We start from the raw sequence: 23,427 nt of genomic DNA, 5'->3' as shown, positions 1-23,427 counted from the left end.
AACACCAAGGGTGCGGCAGGGGTGGTGGGCTGCGTGGCGGGGTGGGGCGGTAGGGTGGGTGCAGACTTTTCCCCTTCAGGGCTCTTCCGTTCCAGGGCCACCGCCACCGCGCGATGTGGCGTCGGCCGGGAGCCCTTCGCGACATCCTGACAATGGAAGAAAAAGGTGTGGTCTCGACCCATGAGTGAAGCTTCAGCTGCGGCAACCCAGCCCGCCGCCCGCCCCAATGTGGTGGTGGGTGTGGCGGGCGGTATCGCCGCCTACAAGGCCTGCCACCTGGTGCGCCTGTTCACCGAGTCCGGGCACAACGTGCGCGTGGTGCCGACGGAGGCTGCCTGCAACTTCGTCGGCCCCGCAACCTTTGAGGCGTTGAGTGGCAACCCGGTGTCGGTGAGCGTGTTCGAGGCCGTCGACGAGGTGCGCCACGTGCACGTCGGACAACACGCCGACCTCGTGGTCATCGCGCCGGCGACCGCGGACCTGCTGGCCCGCCTGGCTGCCGGCCGCGCCGACGATTTGCTCACCGCCACCTGTCTCGTGGCGACGTGCCCGGTGGTGGTGGCCCCCGCCATGCATACGGAGATGTGGAACAATCCGGCCACTCAGGACAACGTGGCCACCCTGCGCCGGCGGGGCGTTGTTGTGTTGGAGCCGGCGCACGGCCGACTGACGGGTAAGGACACGGGCCCGGGCCGACTGTTGGATCCGGAGCAGATTTTCGCCTTGGCGGAGTACGTCCGCGCCGGTGGGACGCTTACCCGCGACTTGGAGGGCCTGGAGGTCCTCATCACTGCCGGCGGTACCCGGGAAGCCATCGACCCGGTGCGCTTCATCGGCAACCAGTCCTCCGGCAAGCAGGGCTTCGCCCTGGGGGAGGTGGCCGCACAACGGGGCGCCCACGTCACTGTTATCGCCGGTGCCACGGCGGAGCTGCCGACACCTGCGGGCGCCGAGGTGGTGCGGATTCGTTCCGCCCGTGATCTGCAGGCTGCGGTGGCGGCCCATGCGCCCACGGCGGACGTCATCGTCATGGCGGCTGCGGTGGCGGACTACCGTCCGGCGACGTTGGCGGAGTCGAAGTTGAAAAAGGGCCAGTCCGACGATGCGTTGTCGCAGGTGGCGCTCGTGGAGAATCCCGATATCTTGCGTGGCCTGGTGGCGGGCCGTGCGGCCCAGGCTGCCGGCGACTCCGCCGGTGCGGGGGAGGAGCTGCCCGCAGTGCGCGCGGACGCCACGATCGTCGGTTTCGCGGCGGAGACCGGCGACGCGCACGCCAGCGCCGAGGAGTACGGCCGGCAGAAGCTGGCCCGGAAGGGCTGCGATCTGCTCATGTGCAACGAGGTGGGCGACGGCGTCGTCTTTGGTCAGGCCACCAACCAGGGCTGGCTGCTCAGTCGCACTGGTGAGGATGAGGTCGTGCCGTTGGCATCGAAGTATGTCGTCGCCGGCCGGATTCTCGATGCGGCTGTGCGGCTGCGCGGCGCTGCGGCGTCGCACGGGTGACACTGACCCGTCGTGGGTGGCTGCGGGCGTCAGTAGTTGACGCTCGTAGACAGCTTAGTCTATATTGTTCGCCAGGTGGTGCCCGCGCAGCGCGTGCTGCGCACCCCCTTGGGTCGTGATCGGGCAGATGCTCGCCCGGGCGGCAGGGCCAGGCACCACACATCATTTTCCCCCACATCCTCCCGCCCCCACCGGTTGTGTTCCTGCACCGTCAATGGGTTGCGCGGGGGCGCGTGTGGCAACGTGCAAAGGACAACTCCAGTGGGTCAGCCCCAAAGCAACTTGCGCCTGTTCACCAGTGAATCCGTCACTGAAGGCCACCCGGATAAAATCTGCGACGCGATTTCCGACACGATCCTCGACGCGATGCTGCAGCAGGATCCCACCTCCCGCGTCGCCGTGGAGACGGTGGTCACCACCGGTCAGGTCATGATCGTCGGTGAGGTGAAGACCGCCGGCTACGTGGAGATCCCCCGCCTGGTGCGGCAGAAGCTCCTCGACATCGGCTTCGAGTCCTCCCAGGTCGGCTTCGATGGCCGTTCCTGTGGTGTGTCCGTGGCGATCGGCGACCAGTCGGAGGAGATTGGTGCCGGCGTGTCCACCCCGACCGACCGCGCGGAGCACACCGACGCCGAAGGCGCGGACCAGATTGGTGCGGGCGACCAGGGGCTGATGTTCGGCTACGCGACGAACGAAACCCCGGAGTACATGCCGCTGCCGATCAGCATCGCCCACCGGCTCGCACGGCGCCTCACCCAGGTGCGCAAGGAGGGCATCGTGCCCGGCCTGCGGCCGGACGGCAAGACCCAGGTGACCATCGGTTACGACGATCACGACCGCCCGGTGCGCATCGACGCGATTGTGGTGTCCACCCAGCACGATGAGGACGTCACGCAGCAGTGGCTGGAGCAGCAGATCCGCACCCACGTCGTCGACGTCGTCCTCGCCGAGGCGGGGGTCGAGCACCTCGTCGACGAGGACCTGCAGCTCTTCGTCAACCCCTCCGGGTCTTTCGTCATGGGCGGCCCCATGGGCGATGCGGGGCTGACGGGCCGCAAGATTATCGTCGACACCTACGGCGGCATGGCCCGCCACGGTGGCGGCGCGTTCTCCGGTAAGGACCCCAGCAAGGTGGATCGCTCCGGGGCGTACGCCATGCGCTGGGTGGCGAAGAACATCGTCGCCGCAGGCCTCGCCGACCGCGCTGAAGTCCAGGTGGCCTACGCCATTGGCCGCGCGAAGCCCGTCGGCCTCTACGTTGAGACCTTCGGCACCGCCCGCGAGGGCCTGAAGGATTCCGACATTCAGCGCGCCGTCGCCGAGGTCTTCGACCTGCGGCCGGCGAGCATCATCCGCGACCTGGATCTGCTGCGCCCCATCTACGCCCAGACCTCCGCGTACGGCCACTTCGGCCGCACCGACCTGGATCTGCCCTGGGAGCGCACCGACCGGGCCGAGGCCCTCAAGGCCGCCGCTGGCATCTAACGCCCCCGCACTTGGACGCACCCGCGTGAGCGCCGCAGGAACTCCTGCGCGCGCCTGCGCGGGTGCTTGTGCATCTGCCCGCCACGGTGTCTCCGCGCTGCAGCGGCGGCAGGTGTGGCTCGTCTAGTCTGTTAGCCATGCCCCCAGTCCGGATCCCCGCCCCGAGCCTGCCAGTCGCCCGTGTGCTGCCGCTGCTGCCGCTCGCGCACCTGGACCGGGCCTTCGACTACCAGGTGCAGGAGGAGTTCCACGAGCTCGTCCAGCCGGGCGTGCGGGTGCGGATCTTCTTCCACGGCCGCCGCGTCGACGGCATCGTGCTCGCCCGGCTCGCCGAATCGGACTTCACCGGCACCTTGTCCTGGATCGACAAAGTCGTCTCCCCGGAAGTGGTGCTGCCGCCCGGCCAGATGGAGATGGTGGAATCCGTGGCCGCCCGCTACGCGGGCACCCGGGCGGACGTTATCCGGCTGGCGGTGCCGCCGCGGCACGCCGGCGCGGAGAAAACCGACACCACCACCCCGTGGGAGGAGCTCGGTACCGCCACGGAACCCGACCTGTCGGGCTGGTTGACCTACCGCTTCGGCGAATCCTTCGTGGACGCGGTGCTCGCCGGCCAGGCGGCGCGCGCGGTATGGAACTGGATCCCCCACGACCACCACGAGGAGGCGCTCGCCGCACTGGCGGTGAAAGTCGCCCTGGAGGGCGGCGGGGTACTCATCGTCGTGCCCGACCAGTCGGATCTCGACACGGTGGTCGACCACCTCGCGGAGTGGGTGTCGAAGAAACAGATCTGCGGCTACGCCGCCTCCGACGGGCCGCAGAAACGCTACCGGCAGTTTTTGTCCATGCTGCACGGGCAGGCCCGCATCGTCGTCGGCACCCGCTCGGCGATGTACGCCCCGGTGCGCAACCTGCGGCTGTGCGTGCTGCTGGACGATGGCAACGACAACCTCGTCGACCGGATGGCTCCCTACCCGCACGCCAGGGAAGTGCTGGCGATGCGTTCCGCACAGCACGGTGCCGCGTTCCTCGTGGGCGGCTACGCCCGCACCGCGGAAGCCCAACTGCTCGTCGAATCCGGGTGGGCGCACGCGCTCACCGCACCGCTGGAGGTGCTGCGGGAACGGATGCCTCGCATCCGCGCCGCCGGCGACTCCGACTTTGAGCTCGCCCGCGACCCCATGGCCCACCGGGCCCGTATCCCCGGCCAGGCGTTTGCGGCGATGCGCGCCGCCCTGCAGCAGGGCCGTCCGGTGCTCGTGCAGGTGCCGCGCGCCGGCTACATGCCGAGCCTGCGGTGCACCGACTGCGGCACGCCCGCCCGCTGCCGGCACTGCCACGGGCCTTTGTCCATCCCCACCCAGGGGGCGACCTCTGCCCGGGAGGACCGGAGCCAGGCCGCCCAGGCGCAGGTGCCCACCTGCCGCTGGTGCGGCCGCCCCGACGGCCACTATCGCTGCCCCGAGTGCGGTGGCCGTCGTCTTCGGCCCCAGACCATCGGTGCGGAGCGCACCGCCGAAGAACTCGGCCGCGCCTTCCCCCAGGTGCCGGTGGTGACCTCCAGCGGCACGAACCTGAAGAAGACCATTACGGCCGGCGCGAAAATCGTCATCGCGACCCCTGGTGCGGAACCCCGCGTCGTGCCTGGGGCGGGGACAGCAACCGCAGCCGCACCGGCGGCAGCGGCCGCGCCTACGGCGGCCGCCACGGACGCGCCCCAGCCGGCGGCCGACCCTGCCGAGGCGAGCACTGCCGCCGAGGTACCCACTGCTGCTGAGCAACAGGCTGCGGGTGCCGGGGTGCCGGCAGCGCCGGAGGCAACCCCCGCGCCCCTGTCGGACGTGGTCCAGCACTCCTACGGGGCGGCGGTGCTGCTCGATACGTGGGCGCTGCTCGGCCTGCAGGACCTTCGGGCGACGGAACGTGCTCTGCAACGCTGGATGGATGCGGCCGCACTGGTCGCCCCGCACGGGCACGGCGGCACCGTCGTCATCACCGGCGACCCGGGGCTGCGTGCCATCCAGTTCCTCATCCGCTTCGACGCACCCGCGGCCGCCGCCGCCGAACTCGCCTCCCGCCGGGACACCGAACTGCCCCCGAGCGTGTCCATGGCCGCCATTGACGCGCCCGCCCAGTCGCTGGAGAACCTGGAACGTCTCCTCGACTTGCCGCCGGGGGCCATGATCCTCGGGCCCACGGACCTGCCGCTGGGCTCCAAGCTGCCCGGCGAGTACAACGAGCGCCGCTTCGGCCCGCCCCAGCGGCTGCTCGTCCGCGCCCCCATCGCGCAGCGCGCAGCGCTCGCGGCCGCGCTCAAGCACGCGGTGCAGCAGCGCGCCGCGCTGAAAGAAGAGCTGCCGCTGCGGGTGCAGGTCAACCCCATCGAGTTCGGGTAGCGATCCGCGCCGGCGGGCGATTCGCAGGTGGGGGACTATGCTGAATGGGACTTCGACGACGCGTGCCGGCACCCCCGATGGGTGTTCCTTCGGTGCGGCCCGCGCCTCGTGCGCGTCGTCCACCACACCCGCGTGCCGCGTGCACACCCTGACAGAAAGAGTGGCCCCCACCCCATGGCAGTTCGCCCTGTTCGCCTGTTCGGCGACCCCGTGTTGAAGACCCGTGCCGAAGAGATCACTGTCTTCGATGACGCGCTCAAAGCGACCGTGGCCGACATGTTCGACACCATGGAACACCACGGCGGGGTCGGCTTGGCCGCCAACCAGGTCGGCTTGCTCACCCGGGTGTTTGTCTACGACTGCAGCCACGAGACCCCCGGCGCCCGGGGGCACGTCATCAACCCCGTGTGGGAGCCGGTGGGGGAGGACACCACCTTCGAGAGCGAGGGCTGCCTGTCGATCCCGGATGTGCACGCCCCCGTGCAGCGGGCGGCGGCGGTGCGCTGCACCGGCGTCGACGTGGACGGCAACCCGGTCGAGTTTGAGGCCACCGGCCTGCTGGCGCGCTGCGTGCAGCACGAAACCGATCACCTTGACGGGGTGTTGTTCCTCAAGCGCCTGTCCCCCGAGGACCGCAAGACCGCGATGCGCAGCTTACGCGCCACGGACTGGTACCAGCAGGGGCTGACCACGGTGTAGCCCGCGGGCCCGCTGCATGCCTGTGCGGGCCGTGTTTTTTATCCTCGTCGAGTTCTCAAGAGTGTTATGCGTCTAGTTTTTGCCGGAACCCCCGCCCCTGCTGCCGCCGTGTTGGAGCAGCTCATCGCCTCCGAACACACGGTGGAGGCCGTCATTACCCGCCCCGATGCCCGCCAAGGTCGCGGGCGGACCCTCCACCCCAGCGCGGTCGCCCAGGTCGCCGAAGCCCACGGCATTGAGGTGCTCAAAGCCTCCCGCCTCGCAGCCGACGACGAGCAGGGGGCGCTGGTGCGCGCCCGCCTGGCGGAGATTGCTCCCGACTGCATTCCCGTCGTCGCCTACGGGGCGCTGGTGCCTGCCGATCTGTTGGATGCCGCACCCCACGGGTGGGTGAACCTGCACTTCTCCCTCCTGCCGCAGTGGCGGGGTGCCGCCCCCGTGCAGGCGGCGATTGCCGCCGGGCAGGAATCGACGGGGGTGACGGTGTTCCGCATCGACGAAGGCCTCGATACGGGCCCGGTGCTGTCGCGCTGTGAGGCCCCGATTGCGGCCCAGGACACCGCGGCGAGCCTACTGGAGCGCCTGGCGGCCGTGGGCGGGGAGCTCATGGTCGACACCTTCACCCGCGCCGAGCGTGGGGAGATCACCCCCCAGCCGCAGGTTGGGGAGGGCACGTACGCGCACAAGATTTCCACCGAGTTTGCCCGCGTCGATTTCTCCCAGCCGGCCGAGGTCGTCGACTGCCGCATCCGGGCCGTGACCCCCGCCCCGGGCGCCTGGTGTGAGCTCGAGGGGCAGCGGGTCAAGCTCGGCCCCGTCACCCCGGTGGCACCCGTGTCTGCCGCCGGGGATCCGGTGGACCTGGCACCGGGGCAGCTGCTCGCGGAGAAGAAACGCGTCCTCGTCGGCACGGGTGCCGGCGTGGTGGCGCTGGGCACGATACAGCTGCCCGGCAAGAAGATGATCCCGGCGGCCGATTGGGGCCGCAACCTGTCCCTCGCCGAGGGCGCTGTGCGCTGCGGTGACACCGACTATCCCTCGAGGAGTTTTCAATGAGTGGCGGATTCCGTAGCCGCGCCCGCGGCAACCAGGACCCCGAGCGAGGCGAGCAGCCGTCCGGTGGCTTCCGCAGCCGCAGTGCCGGGCAGTCGGGCAGTGGCGACCGCCGGGAGCAGCCCCGCGGCCAGCGGCGGCGGCCTGAGGAACGCCGCGACTCTGACCGCCGTGACGCCCGCAGGTCTCGCCCGCAGGGGCAGCAGGACCGCCGGCGCGACGAGCGACGGGACCGCCGGCGTGACAACCGCCCGCCGCGGTTCCGGCCGTATGCGGGCGTCGATGCGGCCCGCTCGGTGTCCTTCGATGTGCTGCGCGCAGTCACCGTCGACGAGGCGTTCGCGAACCTGGTGCTGCCGAAGCAGCTTGCTGCCGCAGGCCTGTCCGGCCGCGACGCGGCCTTCGCGACGGAGCTGACCTACGGCACGCTGCGCACCCAGGGAGTACTTGACGCCGTCATTGATTCGTTGTCCTCCCGTGGCGTGGACACCCTCGCCCCGGAGGTGCTCGTCGCCCTCCGGATGGGTATCTACCAGGTGCTCTACACCCGGGTCGACGCCTACGCGGCGGTGGATACCGCCGTGAACCTGGTCAAGGATGCCGGGCACCCGCGCGCCGGCGGCTTCGTCAACGGCATCCTCCGCAACGTCGTCCGCGGCGGCCACGGCCTTGTGGAGGACCTGCGGCCGGCAGGGGAGCTCGCGCGGGTGGCGTTTGATCACGCACACCCCGAGTGGATTGCGGCGTCCTTCGCCCGAGTCCTCGGGATGCAGGACCTGCCGGCCGCCCTGGAGGCGGATTCCGCCCGCCCCACAGTCCACCTGGCGGCCCGCCCGGGGGAGATGGGGGCCGAGGAATTGGCCGCCATGACCGGCGGCGAGGTCGGCACGTTCTCTCCCTACGCGGTGTACCTGCCGGGCGGCTCGCCCGGTGACATTGAGGCCGTGCGGCAGGGCATGGCCCACGTTCAGGACGAGGGTAGCCAGCTCATCGCCCGCGCCCTGGTGGAAGCCGACGTCGACGGCGCGGATGCGGGCCGCTGGGTGGACTTGTGCGCCGGCCCCGGCGGCAAAACCGCCCTCATTGGTGCCCTGGCCGCCATCGATGGGGCCCGGGTGGATGCGGTCGAGCTGCAGCCCCACCGGGCGGCCCTCGTGGAGAAAGCCTGCGCGGATCTCCCGGTGACGGTGCACGTCGCCGACGGTCGCGTCAGTGGCCTCGCCCCCGGCGTCGACCGGGTGCTCGTTGACGCCCCCTGCTCCGGGCTGGGTGCGTTGCGCCGCCGCCCGGAAGCCCGGTGGCGGAAGCAGGAAAGCGACATCGCCGACCTCGTGGTGCTGCAGGAGGAACTCCTGCGGGCCGCGATCCGGCTCACCCGCCCCGGCGGGGTGGTCGTGTATTCCACCTGCTCCCCGGACCTGCGGGAAACCCGCGGCGTGGTTGACAAGGTCCTGGCCACGGGGGCCGTCGTGGAGCAGGACGCCCACGGCTTCGTGCCCGGTGGCGAGAACCTGGGGGAGGAACTGTCGGTGCAGTTGTGGCCGCACCGCCACGGCACGGACGCGATGTTCTTCGCCGTGCTGCGCGTCACGGACCCCTCCCGGGTCTAACGCCCCGTCCCCGCGGCGTGCCGCGGGGCGTACCCGCCCGCAGCGCCCCGCTGTGCCGGGGGCGGGAGGGCCGGTGGTTAGGATGGTGGGCATGAGCAACGCTGCCCTTCGCCCCATCCCCGCCTTTCCCGTGATCGCCCCGTCGATTCTCGCCGCCGACTTCACCCGCCTCGGGGAAGAAATCGCGGCTGTGGACTCCGCCGGGTGGATCCACGTGGACATCATGGATGGCCACTTCGTGCCGAACCTGTCCTTCGGGGCCGATATCCTCCGGGCGGCGCGTCGCAGCTCTGAGAAGATCATGGACGTGCACCTGATGATCGAGGACCCGGAGCGCTGGGTGGATTCCTACATCGACGCCGGTGCGGACACCGTCATCTTCCACGTGGAGGCCACCGACAATCCCGTGGCGCTGGCCGACTACCTGCGCGGCAAGGGGGTGCGGGCGGGCATCTCGCTGAAGCCGGGCACCCCGGTGGACGTACTGCTGGACGACCTGGAGCACTACGACCTGGTGCTCGTCATGAGTGTGGAGCCGGGCTTCGGCGGCCAGTCCTTCATGCCGGAGCAGGTGGAGAAGGTGGCCGCCCTCCGGGAGGCGATCGACGCCCGGGGGCTCGACACCATCATTGAAATCGACGGCGGTATTTCCGCCGACACCATCGCTCATGCCGCCGCCGCGGGCTGCGATGCTTTCGTCGCGGGCTCCGCCGTGTACAAGGCCGACAACCCGGACGCTGAGGTGCAGCGCCTGCACGCCCTGGCGGCAGGCAGCCGCCCCGGCGCATGACCCACACCCCGGGCCTGTCGCCCGCGGAGGAGGCCGCGTTCGCCCGCGCGGAGGAGGCCTCCCTCAGCGCACTGGGTGGGGTGTGGCCCAACCCTGCGGTGGGGGCGGTCATCCTCGATGCGGCGGGCCACGTCGTGGGCGTCGGCGCCACGCAGCCCCCGGGCGGCCCCCACGCCGAGGTCGTGGCGTTGACCCACGCCGGCGAGCGTGCCCGCGGCGGGACCGCGGTCGTCACCCTCGAGCCCTGCAACCACACGGGCCGCACCGGCCCCTGCGCCCAGGCGCTGCTGGCCGCCGGCATTCGGCGCGTCGTCATCGGCCAGCCCGACCCCACCCGAACCGCCGGCGGCGGGGCGGAGACCCTCCGCGCCCACGGGGTGCAGGTCCTCACGATTGGCCGCACGGCCGCAGCCCTTGAGCCGTGGCTGCACCGGCAGGCTACCGGGCGGCCGTGGGTGACGTGGAAAGTCGCCCACACCCTCGACGGGTTCATTGCCGCCGCCGACGGCACCAGCCAGTGGATCACCGGCCCCACCGCGCGGGCCGCCGGTCACGCCGACCGGGCCCGCCGGGACGCGATCCTCGTCGGCACCGGCACGGTGCTCGCCGACAATCCACGCCTGTCGGCGCGGACGCCCTCCGGTGCGCTGGCGGCGCACCAACCGGAACCCATCGTCGTCGGCACCCGGCCCATCCCCCCGCACTTCCACCTAGCGGGGGTAGCGCGCCAATTTTCCACCCTGGCGTCCGCCATGGACTACCTCGTCGACGCAGGCCACACGAACGTCCTGGTGGAGGGCGGTGCGGGGCTGGCGCGCTCCGCGCTGGCGGCGGGCATCGTGTGCGATATTCACGCCTATGTGGCGCCAAAGATTCTTGGCGCCGGTACCCCCATGATCGCCGGCATGGTGAGCCCCACCCTGAGCCAGGCCCAGCAGTTTGAGATAGTGGACATCACGCCGCTGGGCGAGGACGTGCGCCTGGTGGCGCGCGCGGTGTCCGCCCCTGAAGCGGCCGTGCGACCACCCGCAGGCTGAGCCTGCGGCAACCGGTGGTCCTCGTTGCAACTCGACTGTGATCCGCTGTGATCTCAACTACTGTCACCAAACGCCTTGTGCAGGAAGGGTGTGGCCCATGTTTACCGGCATCGTGGAGGAACTCGGCGCGGTCCGCGCCGTGGAGCGCCTGACAGATGCGGTGCGTCTCGTCATTGAGGCGCAGACCGTGACTGCGGACGTGCACCACGGTGACTCCATCGCCGTCAATGGTGTGTGCTTGACAGTCACTGATTTCGCTCACCCCGCAGACGGGCACGCCGGCTGGTTTGCCGCAGACGTCATGGAGGAATCCTTGCGGCGCTCCGCGCTGGGGGAGCTCGGCCCCGGTAGCCCGGTGAACCTGGAACGCGCCGCCCGGGTGGATTCCCGCCTCGGCGGGCACATCGTGCAGGGCCACGTGGACACCACCGCACAGCTCCTCCGGCGCACCCCCAGTGAGCACTGGGATGTGGTGCGCTTCAGCTTGGATCCGGCGATTGCCCGCTACGTGGTGGAGAAAGGCTCCATCACTGTGTCCGGGACGTCGCTGACGGTGAGCGCGCTGGGGGAAGACTACTTCGAGGTGTCCCTCATCCCGGTGACGCTACGCGACACCATCCTCGGCACCCTGGCCCCGGGTGATCTCGTCAACATTGAGGTCGATATCGTGGGCAAATACGTGGAACGGCTGTTGACGCACCCGCCCACGCCCTAACATTGTCGGTGGGGCATGAACGCCCCGCCCCACCGGCGCGCCCGACCGCCTGCGCCACCGGCGCGGCACTCGTGCTCCAGGTGTTGCCGGGGGCGCGCGGTTTTTCCCTTGATGGTCCTTTCTCTTCCTTCCCCCACGCCCGCCACAAGCCGACGTCCTCCCGCCTGCGCGGCGGGGGAGTTGGATCCTTGTAGCGGCGATGCATGAAAGTTGTGCTCACCTGTGACAACCACTGACACTGATTTTGCTGCCGCAGCCACCGAGACGTCCCCGGGGGCCGTGCGCCTGGACTCCATTGAGCGCGCGATCGCCGATATTCGCGCGGGACGGCCCGTCGTGGTCGTCGACGACGAGGACCGGGAGAACGAAGGCGATCTCATCTTCGCCGCCGAGACCGTCACCCCGGAACTCATGGCCTTCCTGGTGCGGCATACCTCCGGCTACGTGTGCGTCTCCCTCGAGGGGGAGGCCTGCGATCGGCTGCACCTGCCGCCGATGGTGGCCCGCAACGAGGACGCCCGGAACACCGCCTACACCGTCACTGTCGATGCGAACACCGGCACCACGGGCATTTCGGCGGCCTCCCGGGCGGAGACCGTCCGCCGCCTGGCGGACCCGCACAGCACCCCGGGGGACTTCACCCGCCCCGGCCACGTCGTGCCCCTGCGGGCGGTGCCGGGCGGGGTGCTGCGGCGCGCCGGCCACACGGAGGCCGCCGTGGACTTGGCCCGCCTGGCGGGGCTGGCCCCGGTGGGGGTGCTCTGCGAGGTCGTCGGTATCAACGACCCCACCGACATGGCCCGGGGTGAGGAATTGCGCGCCTTCTGCGACGAGCACGATCTGGCGCTGGTGTCCATCGCCCAGCTCATCGCCTACCGTCGGCGCACCGAAACCCTCGTGGAGCGCGTCACCGAAACCCGGCTGCCCACCGACTTCGGCGAGTTCACCGCCGTCGGCTACCGCGCCCACGACGGGGTGGAGCACGTCGCCCTCGTCGTCGGCGACATCAGTAGCAACAATGGCGAGGATGTGCTCGTGCGGGTGCATTCGGAGTGCCTCACCGGCGACGTGTTTGCGTCACGGCGCTGCGATTGCGGGCAGCAGCTGCACGCCTCCATGGAGCTCGTGCAGCAGCAGGGCCGTGGCGTGGTGCTGTACATGCGGGGCCATGAGGGGCGCGGCATTGGTTTGCTGGCGAAGCTGCAAGCCTACGCGCTGCAGGACTCCGGCCATGACACCGTGGACGCGAACCTGGCGCTCGGACTGCCGGCGGATGCCCGCGACTTCGGCACCGGCGCTCAAATCCTGGTCGACCTCGGGATCCGCAGCATCAACCTCATCAGTAACAACCCCACCAAGCGGGCCGGGCTCACCGGATATGGGTTGGAGATCGCTCAGCGTACCGCCATCCCGATCGACGTCCACGAGGACAACATCGCCTACCTGCGCACCAAGCGGGACCGGATGGGGCACGAACTGCCCAACCTCGACTAGCTCGAGGAGTCGACCCTGCGGCCGGCGGACCACCGACCCGCGGCCGCAGTCACATACGCGAACACCCTGAAAATTTTTTCTTTACGCTGTGAAGGAGCTGTCATGAGCGGCGCTGGCCTGCCCACCCTGGATACCGTCGATGCCTCTGGCATGACCGTCGGTGTCGTCACTGCCTTGTGGAACGCTGACATCTGCGACCGGCTGCACGCCCACGCCGTGGAGACCGCCCGGGCCTGCGGCGCCGAGGTCGTCGAGGCCCGCGTCGTCGGCGCCCTCGAACTGGGCGTGGTGGCCCAGGAGCTGGCGCGCCGCTGCGACGCGGTGGTCGCCTGCGGCTGCGTCATCAAGGGCGGCACCCCCCACTTCGACTACGTGTGCCTGTCGGTGACAAACGCGTTGACGACCATCGCCCTGGAGACCGGCACCCCGGTCGGTAATGGGGTGCTGACCTGCACCACCCACGAGCAGGCCGTCGATCGCAGTGGCGCCCCCGGCGCGGCAGAAGACAAGGGCGCGGAGGCCACCCTCGCGGCCCTGCACACGGCGCTGACGCTGCGCGCGATCCGCGCCGACTAATCCCGCCCCACAGCGACTGCGTTCCCGTGGTGCGCGCGGCGCGCAGTTCTTGGCGGGTGGGTGTGAATTCGCCCCCGCCCGCATCCCCCGGACTAAGCTGTGGGGGATATGCGCACCGCCGCTCACGCGCTTCGGTGCCCGTGCCCCGCCCACCCCACGTGAAAAGCAACTATGGATAACCCCACCTCCACCTCGCCCAGCAACCAGCCCCCCGCCGCCCTGGAGAAGCTCGTCGCAGCGAACCCGGTGACCACCACGACCAAGCCGTGGGAACTCGTGGTGACCAGCCAGGTGCTCAAGGTGCGGATGGTCATCGCGATCATCATCGTGATGCTCGTGCACATCTTCATGGCGTTCGCCGTCGTCGCCGGGGACACCGGCGCGAAAGTCGACATCGTCGATCAGTTCGCCTTCACCGGCATTGGGCTGGTGTTCTCCGCGGGGTTGCTGCTCATGCTGCGCCCCCGGGTGCGGGTCAACGCCGACGGGGTGGAGGTCCGCAACTTCCTCGGCTCCCAGTTCTACCCCTGGTCGCTGGTGTACGGCCTGAGCTTCCCGAAGGGCGACCACTGGGCCCGGCTGGAGCTGCCGGACTTTGAGTTCGTCTCCATGATGGCCTTCCAGGCGGGCGATAAGGAGCGCGTCATGAAGGCCGTCGCCGACTTCCGCGCCTTGGAAGACAAGTACATGCCGGAAGACTAGCGGGCAGCGCCCGCCACCAGGGGATCACCTGCGGGTGGTCCCCTCGCGTCGTCTCTGGGGTGGGTGCGGCACCGCCGGATGGTGGTGCGCGTCCGCCCGGGTGGAAACTGGGGCCGCAACAGAGTTGAATGTGGTCTCATGGCTGACCCGACAACCTACCGCCCCGCGCCCGGCACCATCCCCACCGAACCCGGGGTGTACAAGTTCCGCGACTCGGACGGGCGGGTCATCTACGTCGGCAAGGCGAAAAACCTGGCGGCGCGGCTGTCGAACTACTTCCAGGACCTCACCCAGCTGCACCCCCGCACCCGCACCATGGTGACGACCGCTGCCTCCGTCGAGTGGACGGTCGTGGCCTCCGAGGTGGAGGCCCTGCAGCTGGAATACACGTGGATCAAGAGCTTCGATCCGCGCTTCAACGTCAAATACCGCGACGATAAGACCTACCCCATGCTGGCGGTCTCCACGGGGGAGCGGGTGCCGCGGGCGTTCGTCTACCGCGGGCCCCGCCGCAGCGGGGTGCGCTACTTCGGCCCCTACTCCCACGCCTGGGCCATCCGGGAGACCCTCGATCTGCTGCTGCGGGTGTTCCCGGTGCGCACCTGCGCCAACGGGGTGTTTCGCCGGCACGAGCGCCTCGAGCGCCCCTGCCTGCTGGGCTACATCGACAAGTGCGCAGCACCCTGCGTGAAGCGGGTGAGCAGCGCCGAGTATGCGGACATCGTCTCCGGCTTCATTTCCTTCATGAGTGGCAAGACGGATCCCGTGGTGCGCGAGCTGGAGCGCGAGATGCATGCCGCGGCGGAGGACCTCGACTTTGAGCGTGCCGCCCGGCTGCGGGACGACGTGGGCGCGGTGCGGCGCGCCATGGAGCAGCAGGCGGTGGTGCTGGGCGACGGCACAGACGCCGATGTCATCGCCTGCGCGGTCGATGACCTCGAGGCGAGCGTGCAGGTCTTCCACGTCCGTGGCGGCCGTATTCGGGGCCAGCGCGGCTGGGTGGTGGAAAAACCCGACGTGGCCGCCCTCGACGCCGCAGCTGCGGCAGCCCCCGCCGCCACGGGGGAGGAGCCGGGTGCCGAGCCCGCCGCTGCGGCATCGGAAGCGCCTGCGGCGGAGGCGGGTGCGGCGCTGCCGGCAGCCCTGCGGGCCATAAGCGATGCCAGCGGCGGGGACCCTGCGGTGCCGCAGCTGCTGCAGGACTTCATGGTGCAGTTCTACGGCGATGCGGTCGAACGGGCCGAAGCCGAGCGGGAGCAAGACGCCCACCTGCAGCTGCAGGCCACCGGGGCGCGCACCGACCTCGAGGCCGAGGAGATCCACCGCCGCGGCGTCGACCAGGCCTCTCACACGGTCGAGGAGGAGTACTCCGCCATCCCGCGCCAGGTGCTGGTGCAGGTCATGCCCGCCAACGCCGAGCAGGTCGGCGATTATCTCGCGGGGCTGCGGGGCAGCCGCGTGGAGCTGCGCATCCCGCAGCGCGGGGAGAAGCGGGCGCTGATGCAGACCGTGGAACGCAACGCCCTGGAGGCGCTCAAACAGCACAAACTCAAGCGGGTGGGCGACATGAACGCCCGCAGCGCGGCACTGGCCGAAATCCAGGAAGCCCTCGGCATGGCGCAGGCCCCGCTGCGCATCGAGTGCACGGATATTTCCCACATCCAAGGCACCGACGTCGTGGCCTCCCTCGTGGTGTTTGAGGACGGGCTGCCGAAGAAATCGGACTACCGCCGCTACAAGATCACCGTCGCCGGCGAGGGCCGCTCCGACGACGTGGCGTCCATTCGGGAGGTCACCGAACGCCGCTTCCTTCGGCACCGCACCGACGCCGACCACCCAGGCCCCGCCGCCGGGCAGGGCGCGGTGAAAGGCCCTGAGGGCGAGTGGATCACCCCGCCGGCGGAGGAAGAATTCGACGGCTCCACCTTCGCCGACGAATCCGACCACCTCACCGTCGAGGAGCAGTCCGTCACGGGGAAGAAATTCGCCTACCCCCCGCAACTGTTCATCGTCGACGGTGGCCTCCCGCAGGTCAACGCCGCGGCCGAGGTGTTCGACTCCCTCGGCATCCACGACGTCACCCTCATCGGGCTGGCGAAGCGCTTGGAAGAAGTCTGGCTGCCGGGCGAGGAGGATCCGCTCATCCTGCCGCGCAACTCCGCCGGGCTGTTCCTGCTGCAGCACATCCGTGACGAAGCGCACCGCTTCGCCATCACCTTCCACCGGCAGCAGCGTTCCAAGCGGATGCGCAGCAGTGAACTCGACCGCGTCAAAGGCCTCGGGCCGGCGCGCCGCACCGCCCTGGTCAAGCACTTTGGCTCCGTCGCGAAACTCAAGCAGGCCAGCGTCGACGACATCCAGCAGGTGAAAGGTTTCGGCGCGCAGCTCGCCGCCGACGTGTACGCGGCACTCCACCCGGAGGGCTAGCCCCGGCAGCGCGCCCCTGGGGTGGTGCTGCGGCGCCTGCGCCGACGGGCAGGACCCTTCCCGCCCGGGCGCTGCGCGGCAGGGGCGGAGAAGAGGCTGGACGATGAACCCCGGGGGAATGCTGCGCCAAGTGGCGGGCACGGGGCTAGGATGGTGGCCATGACACCCCGCCACGCAATCGACCAGGAACCCGTCATCATCACCGGCATGTCCGGGGCGGGATTGTCCACCGCCGCGAAGGTGCTCGAGGACATGGGGTGGTTCGTCACCCAGAACCTCCCGCCGCAGCTCATCGTCCACTTCGTCTCCACCGTCGACCGGCTCACCGGGCCCGATGGGGAGCCCATTACCCGCTTGGCGTTCGTGTGCGACGTCCGCAGCCAGGAAGCACTGGGCACCATCACCGAGGCGCTGGAAACCCTGCGGGACAACGATTGCAACCCCACCGTGGTGTTCCTCGACGCCCGCGACGACGTGCTCATCCGCCGCTTCGACACGGTGCGCCGCGCCCACCCCCTGCAGGAGGACGGCACCCTCGTGTCCGGTATTAACCGGGAACGCGCGGCGTTGGCGGACCTGAAGGAACGCGCCGACATCGTCGTCAACACCTCCGACCTGAGCATCCACGACCTGCGGCGTGCGCTGGAGAGCTCTTTTGCGACGATTGCCTCCAAGCGGCAGCACATCACCGTGCAGTCCTTCGGCTTCAAGCACGGCGCCCCGCAGGACGCCGACATCATCGTCGACATGCGCTTCCTGCCGAACCCCTACTGGGTGCCGGAGCTGCGCTCCGGGCGAGGCACCGACGAGGCGGTCGCGAACTACGTGCTCGACCGCCCGGAAGCGGACAACTTCCTCACCAGCTTCGAAGACATGCTGAGCTCCATGCTTCCCGGCTACGCCCGGGAGGGGAAAAACTTCATCACTGTTGGTGTGGGGTGCACGGGCGGCCACCACCGCTCCGTCGCGGTCGCAGAGGCTCTGGCCCGCCGCCTTCAGCAGCACGAGGGGCTGGATGTCTCCGTCGTGCACCGCGATATCTCCCGCGGATAGCGCCACCTGAACCCCCACTGAACCTTCATTTACTCACCCATACTCACTCTCCGGTGCGCGGACAGTGCGCACGAAGCTGCCGTGTCCCGTCAGCCCACGGGCCACGCGCCCGCCATCCGTCGTGCCAGAGCCACCGCCGCGCGGTACCCGGTCTATGGCGTGTCCGCGTGCAGCGGATCGGCACACGCATCCGCCCCCGGTGCGGGGAGTTGAGGGCAGAATCGAGGACCCCACGATGAGCTTGACGTCAATGGCCTCCCTCGGCGGCGGCCACGGCTTGTTCCAAACCCTGCGCGCCGCCCGGCACATGGATCTCCCCGACGTGACGGCGGTCGTTACCGTCGCCGACGACGGTGGGTCCTCGGGGCGCATCCGCCGCGAACTGGGCCTCATCCCGCCGGGGGATCTGCGGATGGCGCTGAGCGCCCTATCGGCAGACACCCCGGAGGGCAGGTTCTGGGAAGAAGTCCTGCAACACCGCTACGGCGGCCACGGGGCGCTCGCCGGCCACGCGGTCGGTAATCTGCTGCTCGTAGGCCTGGCGGACGTGCTGGGATCCCAGGTGGCGGCGCTCGACAAGGTGGCCGAACTGGCCGGCTGCCGCGGGCGGGTGCTGCCCGTCTGTGAGGAACCCCTCGACATTGAGGCCGATGTGGCTGGCCTGGAGGAAGACCCCCGCATCATGCGGCCCGTGCGGGGCCAGGTGGCCGTCGCCAGCACCCCGGGCCAGGTGCGACGGGTGCGTCTCATCCCGGAGCAGCCCGCCGCCTGCGGCGACGCCCTAGAGGCCATCGAGCGCGCCGACATGGTGACCCTCGGGCCGGGTTCCTGGTTTACCTCGGTGCTGCCGCACGTGCTCGTCGACGACGTCGTCGACGCGATCAATGAGTCGGCTGCGGTGACGACGGTGGTGCTCAACCTCGAATCGGAGCCCGGGGAGACCGCCGGGTTCTCCACGGAACGCCACATCCACATGCTTGCGCAGCACGCGCCGCGGCTGCGGGTGGACCGCATCATCATGGATGGCAACGCGATTCCCTCCGCCCGGGAGCGCACCCACATTGAGCGTGCCGCCGAACTGGTGGGCGCGCGGGTGGCTCTGCACGACGTCGCCGAGAAAGATGCCGCCGGGCGTGTCACCGGCCGGCACGATCCGGCGAAGCTCGCTGCCGCGCTGCGCGCGGTGTACGACGACGCGCGGCGTTAGGGAGTCGCAGCCGGGATCGACCCGGCCAGCTGTGGGCAGCCCGTCGGTCTCTGGCATGATGGTGCAGATGGTCGCAGGCCGCGCGCCTGCGCAGCGCCGTGTCGCACGCACGACGTGTGCGCGCACCGCCACCGAAGAAAAAGCCAGTGTCGACGAGGGTGCTCGTGGACATCACGGCGTGTGTCTTCCACCTCCCGTGTAGCGCCACGCCGCGGCATGAGAATGTTCGACAGTGACGCGGTCGCACACCGAGACACGCGCAGACACACACCGGCACACACCGACACGCGCCGACACACTACGTATTCACATTCGTTTCATAAGGGGTTTGACACCGTCGTGGACATCACCACCCGGCTTAAAGACGAGCTTTTGGGCATGCAGCTGGAACGCCCGCAGGACCTGCGCGCGGAACTGGCCGCCGTGGTCCGGCTGACCGCCACGGACACGCTCACCCCGCACTCCAGCGTCCTCGTGCTTGACCTGCCGACGAAGTCGGTCGCCCAGTACGTCTCCCAGATGCTGCTGCACAACTACCAGGTGCGCTTGCGCACCATTCGGGAGGTTGCTGGTAGTGGCCGCAAGCCCTCCCACTTTGAGCTGCTCATTCAGGACAAGGTGCCGACCGTGATTCGGGAACTGGGTCTGGTGACCCGCAGTGGTTTCCCGATTCAGGGCATGCCGCCGAGCATCGTCAGCGGCTCCGTGAGTGAAGCCGAATCCGCCTGGCGGGGAGCGATCCTGGCGCGCGGTGCGATCACCGACCCGGGGCGTTCCAGCGCCCTGGAGATCGTGTGCCCGTGCCCGGAGGTGGCGATGGCGTTTGTCGGCTTCGGCCGCCGCCTCAACCTCGCCTGCAAGGCGAAGGAGACTCGGGGTGCCGACCGGGTGGTGGTGCGCGACGCCGATTCCGTGAGTGCGCTGCTCACGCGTCTCGGGGCGCACCAGTCCCGCATCATGTGGGATGACCACCGGGTGACCCGCACGGCCGCTGCGCCGAATAATCGCTTGGCGAACTTTGATGATGCGAATACGCGCCGTTCGGCGCGGGCTGCAGAGCAGTCGGCCGCCCGCGCGCAGCGGGCGTTGGAGATCCTCGCTGACGATGTGCCGGCGCACCTCGCGGAGGCGGGGGCCCTGCGCGTGGAGCACCGCCAGGCCTCCTTGGAGGAGCTGGGCCACCTGGCGGATCCGCCGTTGACGAAGGATGCGATTGCTGGCCGGATTCGGCGTCTGTTCAGCATGGCGGACAAGCGCGCGAGAGAGTTGGGTATCCCCGACACGCAGGCCGCAGTCAAGGAATTGGACGACAACTAGGTCCGCGCCCCTCGCCGCCCGTCGACCCGCCACGGAGAAGTGGTGTGTCGGCGGGTTCTGTCGTCACTGGGGTGCGGGGGCGGGGGAGAAGCGCTGGCGATGGGGTCGCTGTGGCACCGTTCGGCCGGTGGGGAGGGGGCACGGGTGTGGGGTGGGTGGGGTTGGTTTGTGGGGTGAGTGCGGGACCATTCGGAAGCAATCAAAAGGCCCCGGGCGGCCCGCGAGGGGTGGTTCAGGGCAGTTTCAGCCCGAATTGTGGCTAGTTTCACATGCCCTGGTGGAGGATCGATGGAGTGTGCAGTTGGGCGCCCGCAATTCTGCATAAGTGTCACCAATGCACCCCCGAAAGGGGTGAAACGGGCGGGAAAGAGCCAGGTGGGCCTCGCGGTCGCCATGTCCGACTGTGCCCGTCTGGCACATAACGGTCATCCGTTCAAAAACGCGCATGGGCATTCCCCGTGCCCAAATCTGCCCGATTTTGGGCTCGTGACCGACTCCGCCCGGGCGGGATCTCTGTGGCATCGGTACAGTGGGAGACAACGGATGGCCGGGACCACCGCCCGCCACAGACGCGCAAGCGTCACACCACAGCCAGCCCCAGTCGGGCCCGGCGAGGGCGGAGGGTAGGAGTTCCCCACCTGGGGCAAAAACCGGACATCTTCCCACACGGGGCACACGCCACCGAGCAGGGCTACCGCCCGCGAGGGGTGTGCATCCGCCCCCAACCCCTACTTAGGAGAACACTGTGACTGTTCGTGTTGGTATTAACGGCTTCGGTCGTATTGGCCGCAACTTCTTCCGCGCTGCTCGTGAGCGCGGTGTTGACTTCGACATCGTTGCCGTCAACGACCTGACCGACAACAAGACCCTGGCCCACCTCCTGAAGTACGACTCCACCCTGGGTCGCCTGAACGCTGAGGTCACCTACGACGACGAGTCCATCACCGTCGACGGCCACCGCATCTTCGTGTCCGCTGAGCGCGACCCGAAGGACCTCAAGTGGGGCGAGCACGACGTCGACATCGTCATCGAGTCCACCGGCTTCTTCACCGACGCTGAGGCTGCTAAGGCTCACATCGCCGCTGGCGCCAAGAAGGTCATCATCTCCGCCCCGGCTTCCAACGAGGACGCCACCTTCGTCGTCGGTGTCAACCACACCGACTACGACCCGGCGAAGCACAACGTCATCTCCAACGCGTCCTGCACCACCAACTGCCTCGCCCCGATGGCTAAGGTGCTCAACGACAAGTTCGGCATCGAGCGTGGCCTCATGACCACCGTTCACGCCTACACCGGCGACCAGCGTCTGCTGGACGCACCGCACCGCGACCTGCGTCGCGCCCGCGCTGCCGCCATCAACATGGTCCCGACCTCCACCGGTGCTGCCAAGGCTGTCGCCCTGGTCCTCCCGGAGCTCAAGGGCAAGCTCGACGGCTACGCCATGCGTGTTCCGGTTCCGACCGGCTCCGCCACCGACCTGACCTTCACCGCTTCCAAGCCGGTCACCGTTGAAGAAGTCAACGCTGCCATCAAGGAAGCTGCCGAGGGTGAGATGAAGGGCATCCTGGCTTACTCCGAGGATCCGCTGGTCTCCACCGACATCGTCACCGACCCGCACGCCTCCATCTTCGACTCCGGCCTGACCAAGGTCATCGGCGACCAGGTCAAGGTTGTCTCCTGGTACGACAACGAGTGGGGCTACTCCAACCAGCTCGTCTCCCTGACCGAGTACGTTGGCGAGCGTCTCTAAGACTCCCGCGCCCGACTATCACCGCCGCCGTTTCCCCGAACGGAGCCGCGGGTGAGAATCACCTCGCGGCCCGTGGCGGACACGGTGTGACATCACGGTGATGGCACCACAAGCCCGGGGGTGTGCTCCGGCACACCCCCGGGCTTTGTTGTTGCCTGGCTCTAGCTGCGTCAATCCGCGGCTGTTGCCTATCCCTCATCGGCATCCCGCTGCCGCGCGCCCGGGTGTCGTGAGACAATTGCTTTTGTTGCGCACTCTTCCTCACACACTGCTTCGCGTCAGGGGTCTGTGACCCCGCACGGGCGTGGGGGAGGTGGGTGCACGCTTTTTCCCCTCTTTTTTATTCAAGGAGAACACATGGCTGTGAAGAACGTTTCCGACCTCATCAACGATGGTGTCGAAGGCCGCTACGTGCTGGTCCGTTCCGATTTCAACGTGCCGCTCAACGACGCCCGTGAGATCACCGACGCTGGCCGCATTACCGCCTCCCTGCCGACCCTCAAGGCTCTCACCGAGGCCGGCGCGAAGGTCGTCGTCATGGCGCACCTGGGCCGCCCGAAGGGTGAGGTCAACGAGAAGTTCTCGCTGGCCCCCGTCGCCGAGGCACTGTCCGAGGCTCTCGGCCAGTACGTGGCCCTGGCTGGCGACGTCGTCGGCGAGGATGCCCACGAGCGCGCCAACGGCCTGACCGACGGCGACGTGCTGCTGCTGGAGAACGTCCGCTTCGACCCCCGCGAGACCTCCAAGGATGAGGCAGAGCGCGGCGAATTCGCCGACCAGCTCGTCGCCCTCGTCCCCGGTGGCGCGTTTGTCTCCGACGGCTTTGGTGTCGTCCACCGCGCCCAGGCTTCCGTCTACGACGTTGCCAAGCGCCTGCCGCACTACGCCGGCGGCCTCGTCGAGAAGGAAATCACCGTCCTGGAGAAGGTCGCCACCGACCCGGCCCGCCCCTACGTCGTCGTCCTTGGCGGCGCGAAGGTCTCCGACAAGCTCGGCGTCATCGAGGCCCTGGCCCCGAAGACCGACACCCTCATCATCGGCGGTGGCATGTGCTACACCTTCCTCGCCGCGAAGGGTATCGATGTGCAGGAGTCCCTGCTGCAGGAAGAGATGATCGACACCTGCAAGAAGCTGCTCGAGACCTACGGCGACAAGATCCAGCTGCCCGTCGACCTCGTGGCCGCCGACTCCTTCTCCCCGGAGGCGGAGACCAAGGTCGTCGAACTCGACGCCATCCCCGCCGGCTGGCAGTCCCTCGACGTCGGCCCGAAGACCGTCGAGAAGTTCGCCGGCATCCTGCACGACGCCAAGACCGTGTTCTGGAACGGCCCGATGGGCGTGTTCGAGTTCGAGAAGTTCTCCAACGGCACCCGCGGTGTCGCTGAGGCCATCATCGAGGCCACCAAGAACGGCTGCTTCTCCGTCGTCGGCGGCGGCGACTCCGCTGCCTCCGTCCGCCTGCTCGGCCTGGACGAGAACGGCTTCTCCCACATCTCCACCGGTGGCGGCGCTTCCCTGGAGTTCCTCGAGGGCAAGACCCTCCCGGGTGTCGCGATCCTCGCCGACTAACACCCGCACCCGCCCCGCGTCACGGGTGAGGCAATCTAGCCTCG

The 23,427-nt window shown here is 69.2% G+C and carries 18 protein-coding genes; all 18 read left to right on the top strand.

The genetic code is table 11. From position 1 onward, the window contains the following. The first annotated feature begins 180 nt into the window (after positions 1 to 180). Positions 181 to 1,503: a bifunctional phosphopantothenoylcysteine decarboxylase/phosphopantothenate--cysteine ligase CoaBC gene (gene coaBC / locus C1Y63_RS03535; protein ID WP_106015088.1), complete on the top strand. Its 1,323-nt coding sequence runs from the start codon at positions 181 to 183 to the stop codon at positions 1,501 to 1,503. Positions 1,504 to 1,764: 261 nt separating this feature from the next. After that, complete coding sequence (gene metK / locus C1Y63_RS03530) at positions 1,765 to 2,988, top strand: methionine adenosyltransferase (RefSeq protein ID WP_106015087.1); 1,224 nt, start codon at positions 1,765 to 1,767, stop codon at positions 2,986 to 2,988. A gap of 137 nt (positions 2,989 to 3,125) precedes the next feature. After that, a complete protein-coding gene (locus tag C1Y63_RS03525; RefSeq protein ID WP_106015086.1) occupies positions 3,126 to 5,384 on the top strand; it encodes a primosomal protein N' in 2,259 nt (752 codons plus the stop codon). A 174-nt stretch (positions 5,385 to 5,558) separates the two neighbouring features. Beyond that, on the top strand, positions 5,559 to 6,083 hold the full coding sequence (def, locus tag C1Y63_RS03520) for a peptide deformylase (RefSeq protein WP_106015085.1): 525 nt from the start codon (positions 5,559 to 5,561) through the stop codon (positions 6,081 to 6,083). Between the two features lie 66 nt (positions 6,084 to 6,149). Next, on the top strand, positions 6,150 to 7,139 hold the full coding sequence (fmt, locus tag C1Y63_RS03515; RefSeq protein WP_106015084.1) for a methionyl-tRNA formyltransferase: 990 nt from the start codon (positions 6,150 to 6,152) through the stop codon (positions 7,137 to 7,139). Next, a complete protein-coding gene (locus C1Y63_RS03510) occupies positions 7,136 to 8,746 on the top strand; it encodes an RsmB/NOP family class I SAM-dependent RNA methyltransferase (RefSeq protein WP_106015083.1) in 1,611 nt (536 codons plus the stop codon). Before fmt ends, C1Y63_RS03510 begins: the two co-directional genes overlap by 4 nt. A gap of 91 nt (positions 8,747 to 8,837) precedes the next feature. Further along, positions 8,838 to 9,536, top strand: a complete 699-nt coding sequence (rpe, locus tag C1Y63_RS03505; RefSeq protein ID WP_106015082.1) for a ribulose-phosphate 3-epimerase — start codon at positions 8,838 to 8,840, stop codon at positions 9,534 to 9,536. Continuing rightward, on the top strand, positions 9,533 to 10,573 hold the full coding sequence (gene ribD, locus C1Y63_RS03500; RefSeq protein ID WP_106015081.1) for a bifunctional diaminohydroxyphosphoribosylaminopyrimidine deaminase/5-amino-6-(5-phosphoribosylamino)uracil reductase RibD: 1,041 nt from the start codon (positions 9,533 to 9,535) through the stop codon (positions 10,571 to 10,573). Before rpe ends, ribD begins: the two co-directional genes overlap by 4 nt. Before the next feature lie 97 nt (positions 10,574 to 10,670). Further along, positions 10,671 to 11,288, top strand: a complete 618-nt coding sequence (locus tag C1Y63_RS03495) for a riboflavin synthase (protein ID WP_106015080.1) — start codon at positions 10,671 to 10,673, stop codon at positions 11,286 to 11,288. A 279-nt stretch (positions 11,289 to 11,567) separates the two neighbouring features. Beyond that, positions 11,568 to 12,782 (top strand): bifunctional 3,4-dihydroxy-2-butanone-4-phosphate synthase/GTP cyclohydrolase II, encoded by a 1,215-nt coding sequence (locus C1Y63_RS03490; RefSeq protein WP_106015142.1) that lies wholly within the window; start codon positions 11,568 to 11,570, stop codon positions 12,780 to 12,782. A gap of 102 nt (positions 12,783 to 12,884) precedes the next feature. Then, the gene (ribH, locus tag C1Y63_RS03485) at positions 12,885 to 13,358 is read left to right on the top strand and encodes a 6,7-dimethyl-8-ribityllumazine synthase (RefSeq protein ID WP_106015079.1); all 474 of its coding nucleotides are present in this window, start codon (positions 12,885 to 12,887) and stop codon (positions 13,356 to 13,358) included. 171 nt (positions 13,359 to 13,529) lie between these two features. Further along, the gene (locus C1Y63_RS03480; RefSeq protein WP_106015078.1) at positions 13,530 to 14,060 is read left to right on the top strand and encodes a PH domain-containing protein; all 531 of its coding nucleotides are present in this window, start codon (positions 13,530 to 13,532) and stop codon (positions 14,058 to 14,060) included. Between the two features lie 138 nt (positions 14,061 to 14,198). After that, complete coding sequence (uvrC, locus tag C1Y63_RS03475; RefSeq protein WP_106015077.1) at positions 14,199 to 16,487, top strand: excinuclease ABC subunit UvrC; 2,289 nt, start codon at positions 14,199 to 14,201, stop codon at positions 16,485 to 16,487. Positions 16,488 to 16,637: 150 nt separating this feature from the next. Beyond that, the gene (rapZ, locus tag C1Y63_RS03470; protein ID WP_106015076.1) at positions 16,638 to 17,540 is read left to right on the top strand and encodes an RNase adapter RapZ; all 903 of its coding nucleotides are present in this window, start codon (positions 16,638 to 16,640) and stop codon (positions 17,538 to 17,540) included. Between the two features lie 235 nt (positions 17,541 to 17,775). Further along, positions 17,776 to 18,747, top strand: coding sequence for a uridine diphosphate-N-acetylglucosamine-binding protein YvcK (gene yvcK / locus C1Y63_RS03465; RefSeq protein WP_233195561.1), 972 nt, complete (start codon positions 17,776 to 17,778; stop codon positions 18,745 to 18,747). A gap of 339 nt (positions 18,748 to 19,086) precedes the next feature. Then, the gene (whiA, locus tag C1Y63_RS03460) at positions 19,087 to 20,064 is read left to right on the top strand and encodes a DNA-binding protein WhiA (protein ID WP_233195560.1); all 978 of its coding nucleotides are present in this window, start codon (positions 19,087 to 19,089) and stop codon (positions 20,062 to 20,064) included. Positions 20,065 to 20,809: 745 nt separating this feature from the next. Further along, on the top strand, positions 20,810 to 21,814 hold the full coding sequence (gene gap, locus C1Y63_RS03455) for a type I glyceraldehyde-3-phosphate dehydrogenase (protein ID WP_106015073.1): 1,005 nt from the start codon (positions 20,810 to 20,812) through the stop codon (positions 21,812 to 21,814). 357 nt (positions 21,815 to 22,171) lie between these two features. Further along, on the top strand, positions 22,172 to 23,383 hold the full coding sequence (gene pgk / locus C1Y63_RS12985) for a phosphoglycerate kinase (RefSeq protein WP_106015072.1): 1,212 nt from the start codon (positions 22,172 to 22,174) through the stop codon (positions 23,381 to 23,383). The last annotated feature ends 44 nt before the right edge of the window (positions 23,384 to 23,427 follow it).

Origin of the sequence: Corynebacterium sp. 13CS0277 (assembly GCF_002994655.1) — a bacterium.
Classification (GTDB): domain Bacteria; phylum Actinomycetota; class Actinomycetes; order Mycobacteriales; family Mycobacteriaceae; genus Corynebacterium.
The sequence above is the reverse complement of the archived record's forward strand: the minus strand, read 5'-3'. Positions and strand labels throughout refer to the sequence as shown.

Bases quoted from the DNA above. Each gene is read 5' to 3' on its own strand.
- rpe (WP_106015082.1), top strand. From the start codon at position 8,838: ATGAGCAACGCTGCCCTTCGCCCCATCCCCGCCTTTCCCGTGATCGCC.
- C1Y63_RS03525 (WP_106015086.1), top strand. From the start codon at position 3,126: ATGCCCCCAGTCCGGATCCCCGCCCCGAGCCTGCCAGTCGCCCGTGTG.
- ribD (WP_106015081.1), top strand. From the start codon at position 9,533: ATGACCCACACCCCGGGCCTGTCGCCCGCGGAGGAGGCCGCGTTCGCC.
- ribH (WP_106015079.1), top strand. From the start codon at position 12,885: ATGAGCGGCGCTGGCCTGCCCACCCTGGATACCGTCGATGCCTCTGGC.
- C1Y63_RS03510 (WP_106015083.1), top strand. From the start codon at position 7,136: ATGAGTGGCGGATTCCGTAGCCGCGCCCGCGGCAACCAGGACCCCGAG.
- C1Y63_RS03480 (WP_106015078.1), top strand. From the start codon at position 13,530: ATGGATAACCCCACCTCCACCTCGCCCAGCAACCAGCCCCCCGCCGCC.
- coaBC (WP_106015088.1), top strand. From the start codon at position 181: ATGAGTGAAGCTTCAGCTGCGGCAACCCAGCCCGCCGCCCGCCCCAAT.
- rapZ (WP_106015076.1), top strand. From the start codon at position 16,638: ATGGTGGCCATGACACCCCGCCACGCAATCGACCAGGAACCCGTCATC.
- pgk (WP_106015072.1), top strand. From the start codon at position 22,172: ATGGCTGTGAAGAACGTTTCCGACCTCATCAACGATGGTGTCGAAGGC.
- uvrC (WP_106015077.1), top strand. From the start codon at position 14,199: ATGGCTGACCCGACAACCTACCGCCCCGCGCCCGGCACCATCCCCACC.
- C1Y63_RS03495 (WP_106015080.1), top strand. From the start codon at position 10,671: ATGTTTACCGGCATCGTGGAGGAACTCGGCGCGGTCCGCGCCGTGGAG.
- yvcK (WP_233195561.1), top strand. From the start codon at position 17,776: ATGAGCTTGACGTCAATGGCCTCCCTCGGCGGCGGCCACGGCTTGTTC.
- def (WP_106015085.1), top strand. From the start codon at position 5,559: ATGGCAGTTCGCCCTGTTCGCCTGTTCGGCGACCCCGTGTTGAAGACC.
- fmt (WP_106015084.1), top strand. From the start codon at position 6,150: ATGCGTCTAGTTTTTGCCGGAACCCCCGCCCCTGCTGCCGCCGTGTTG.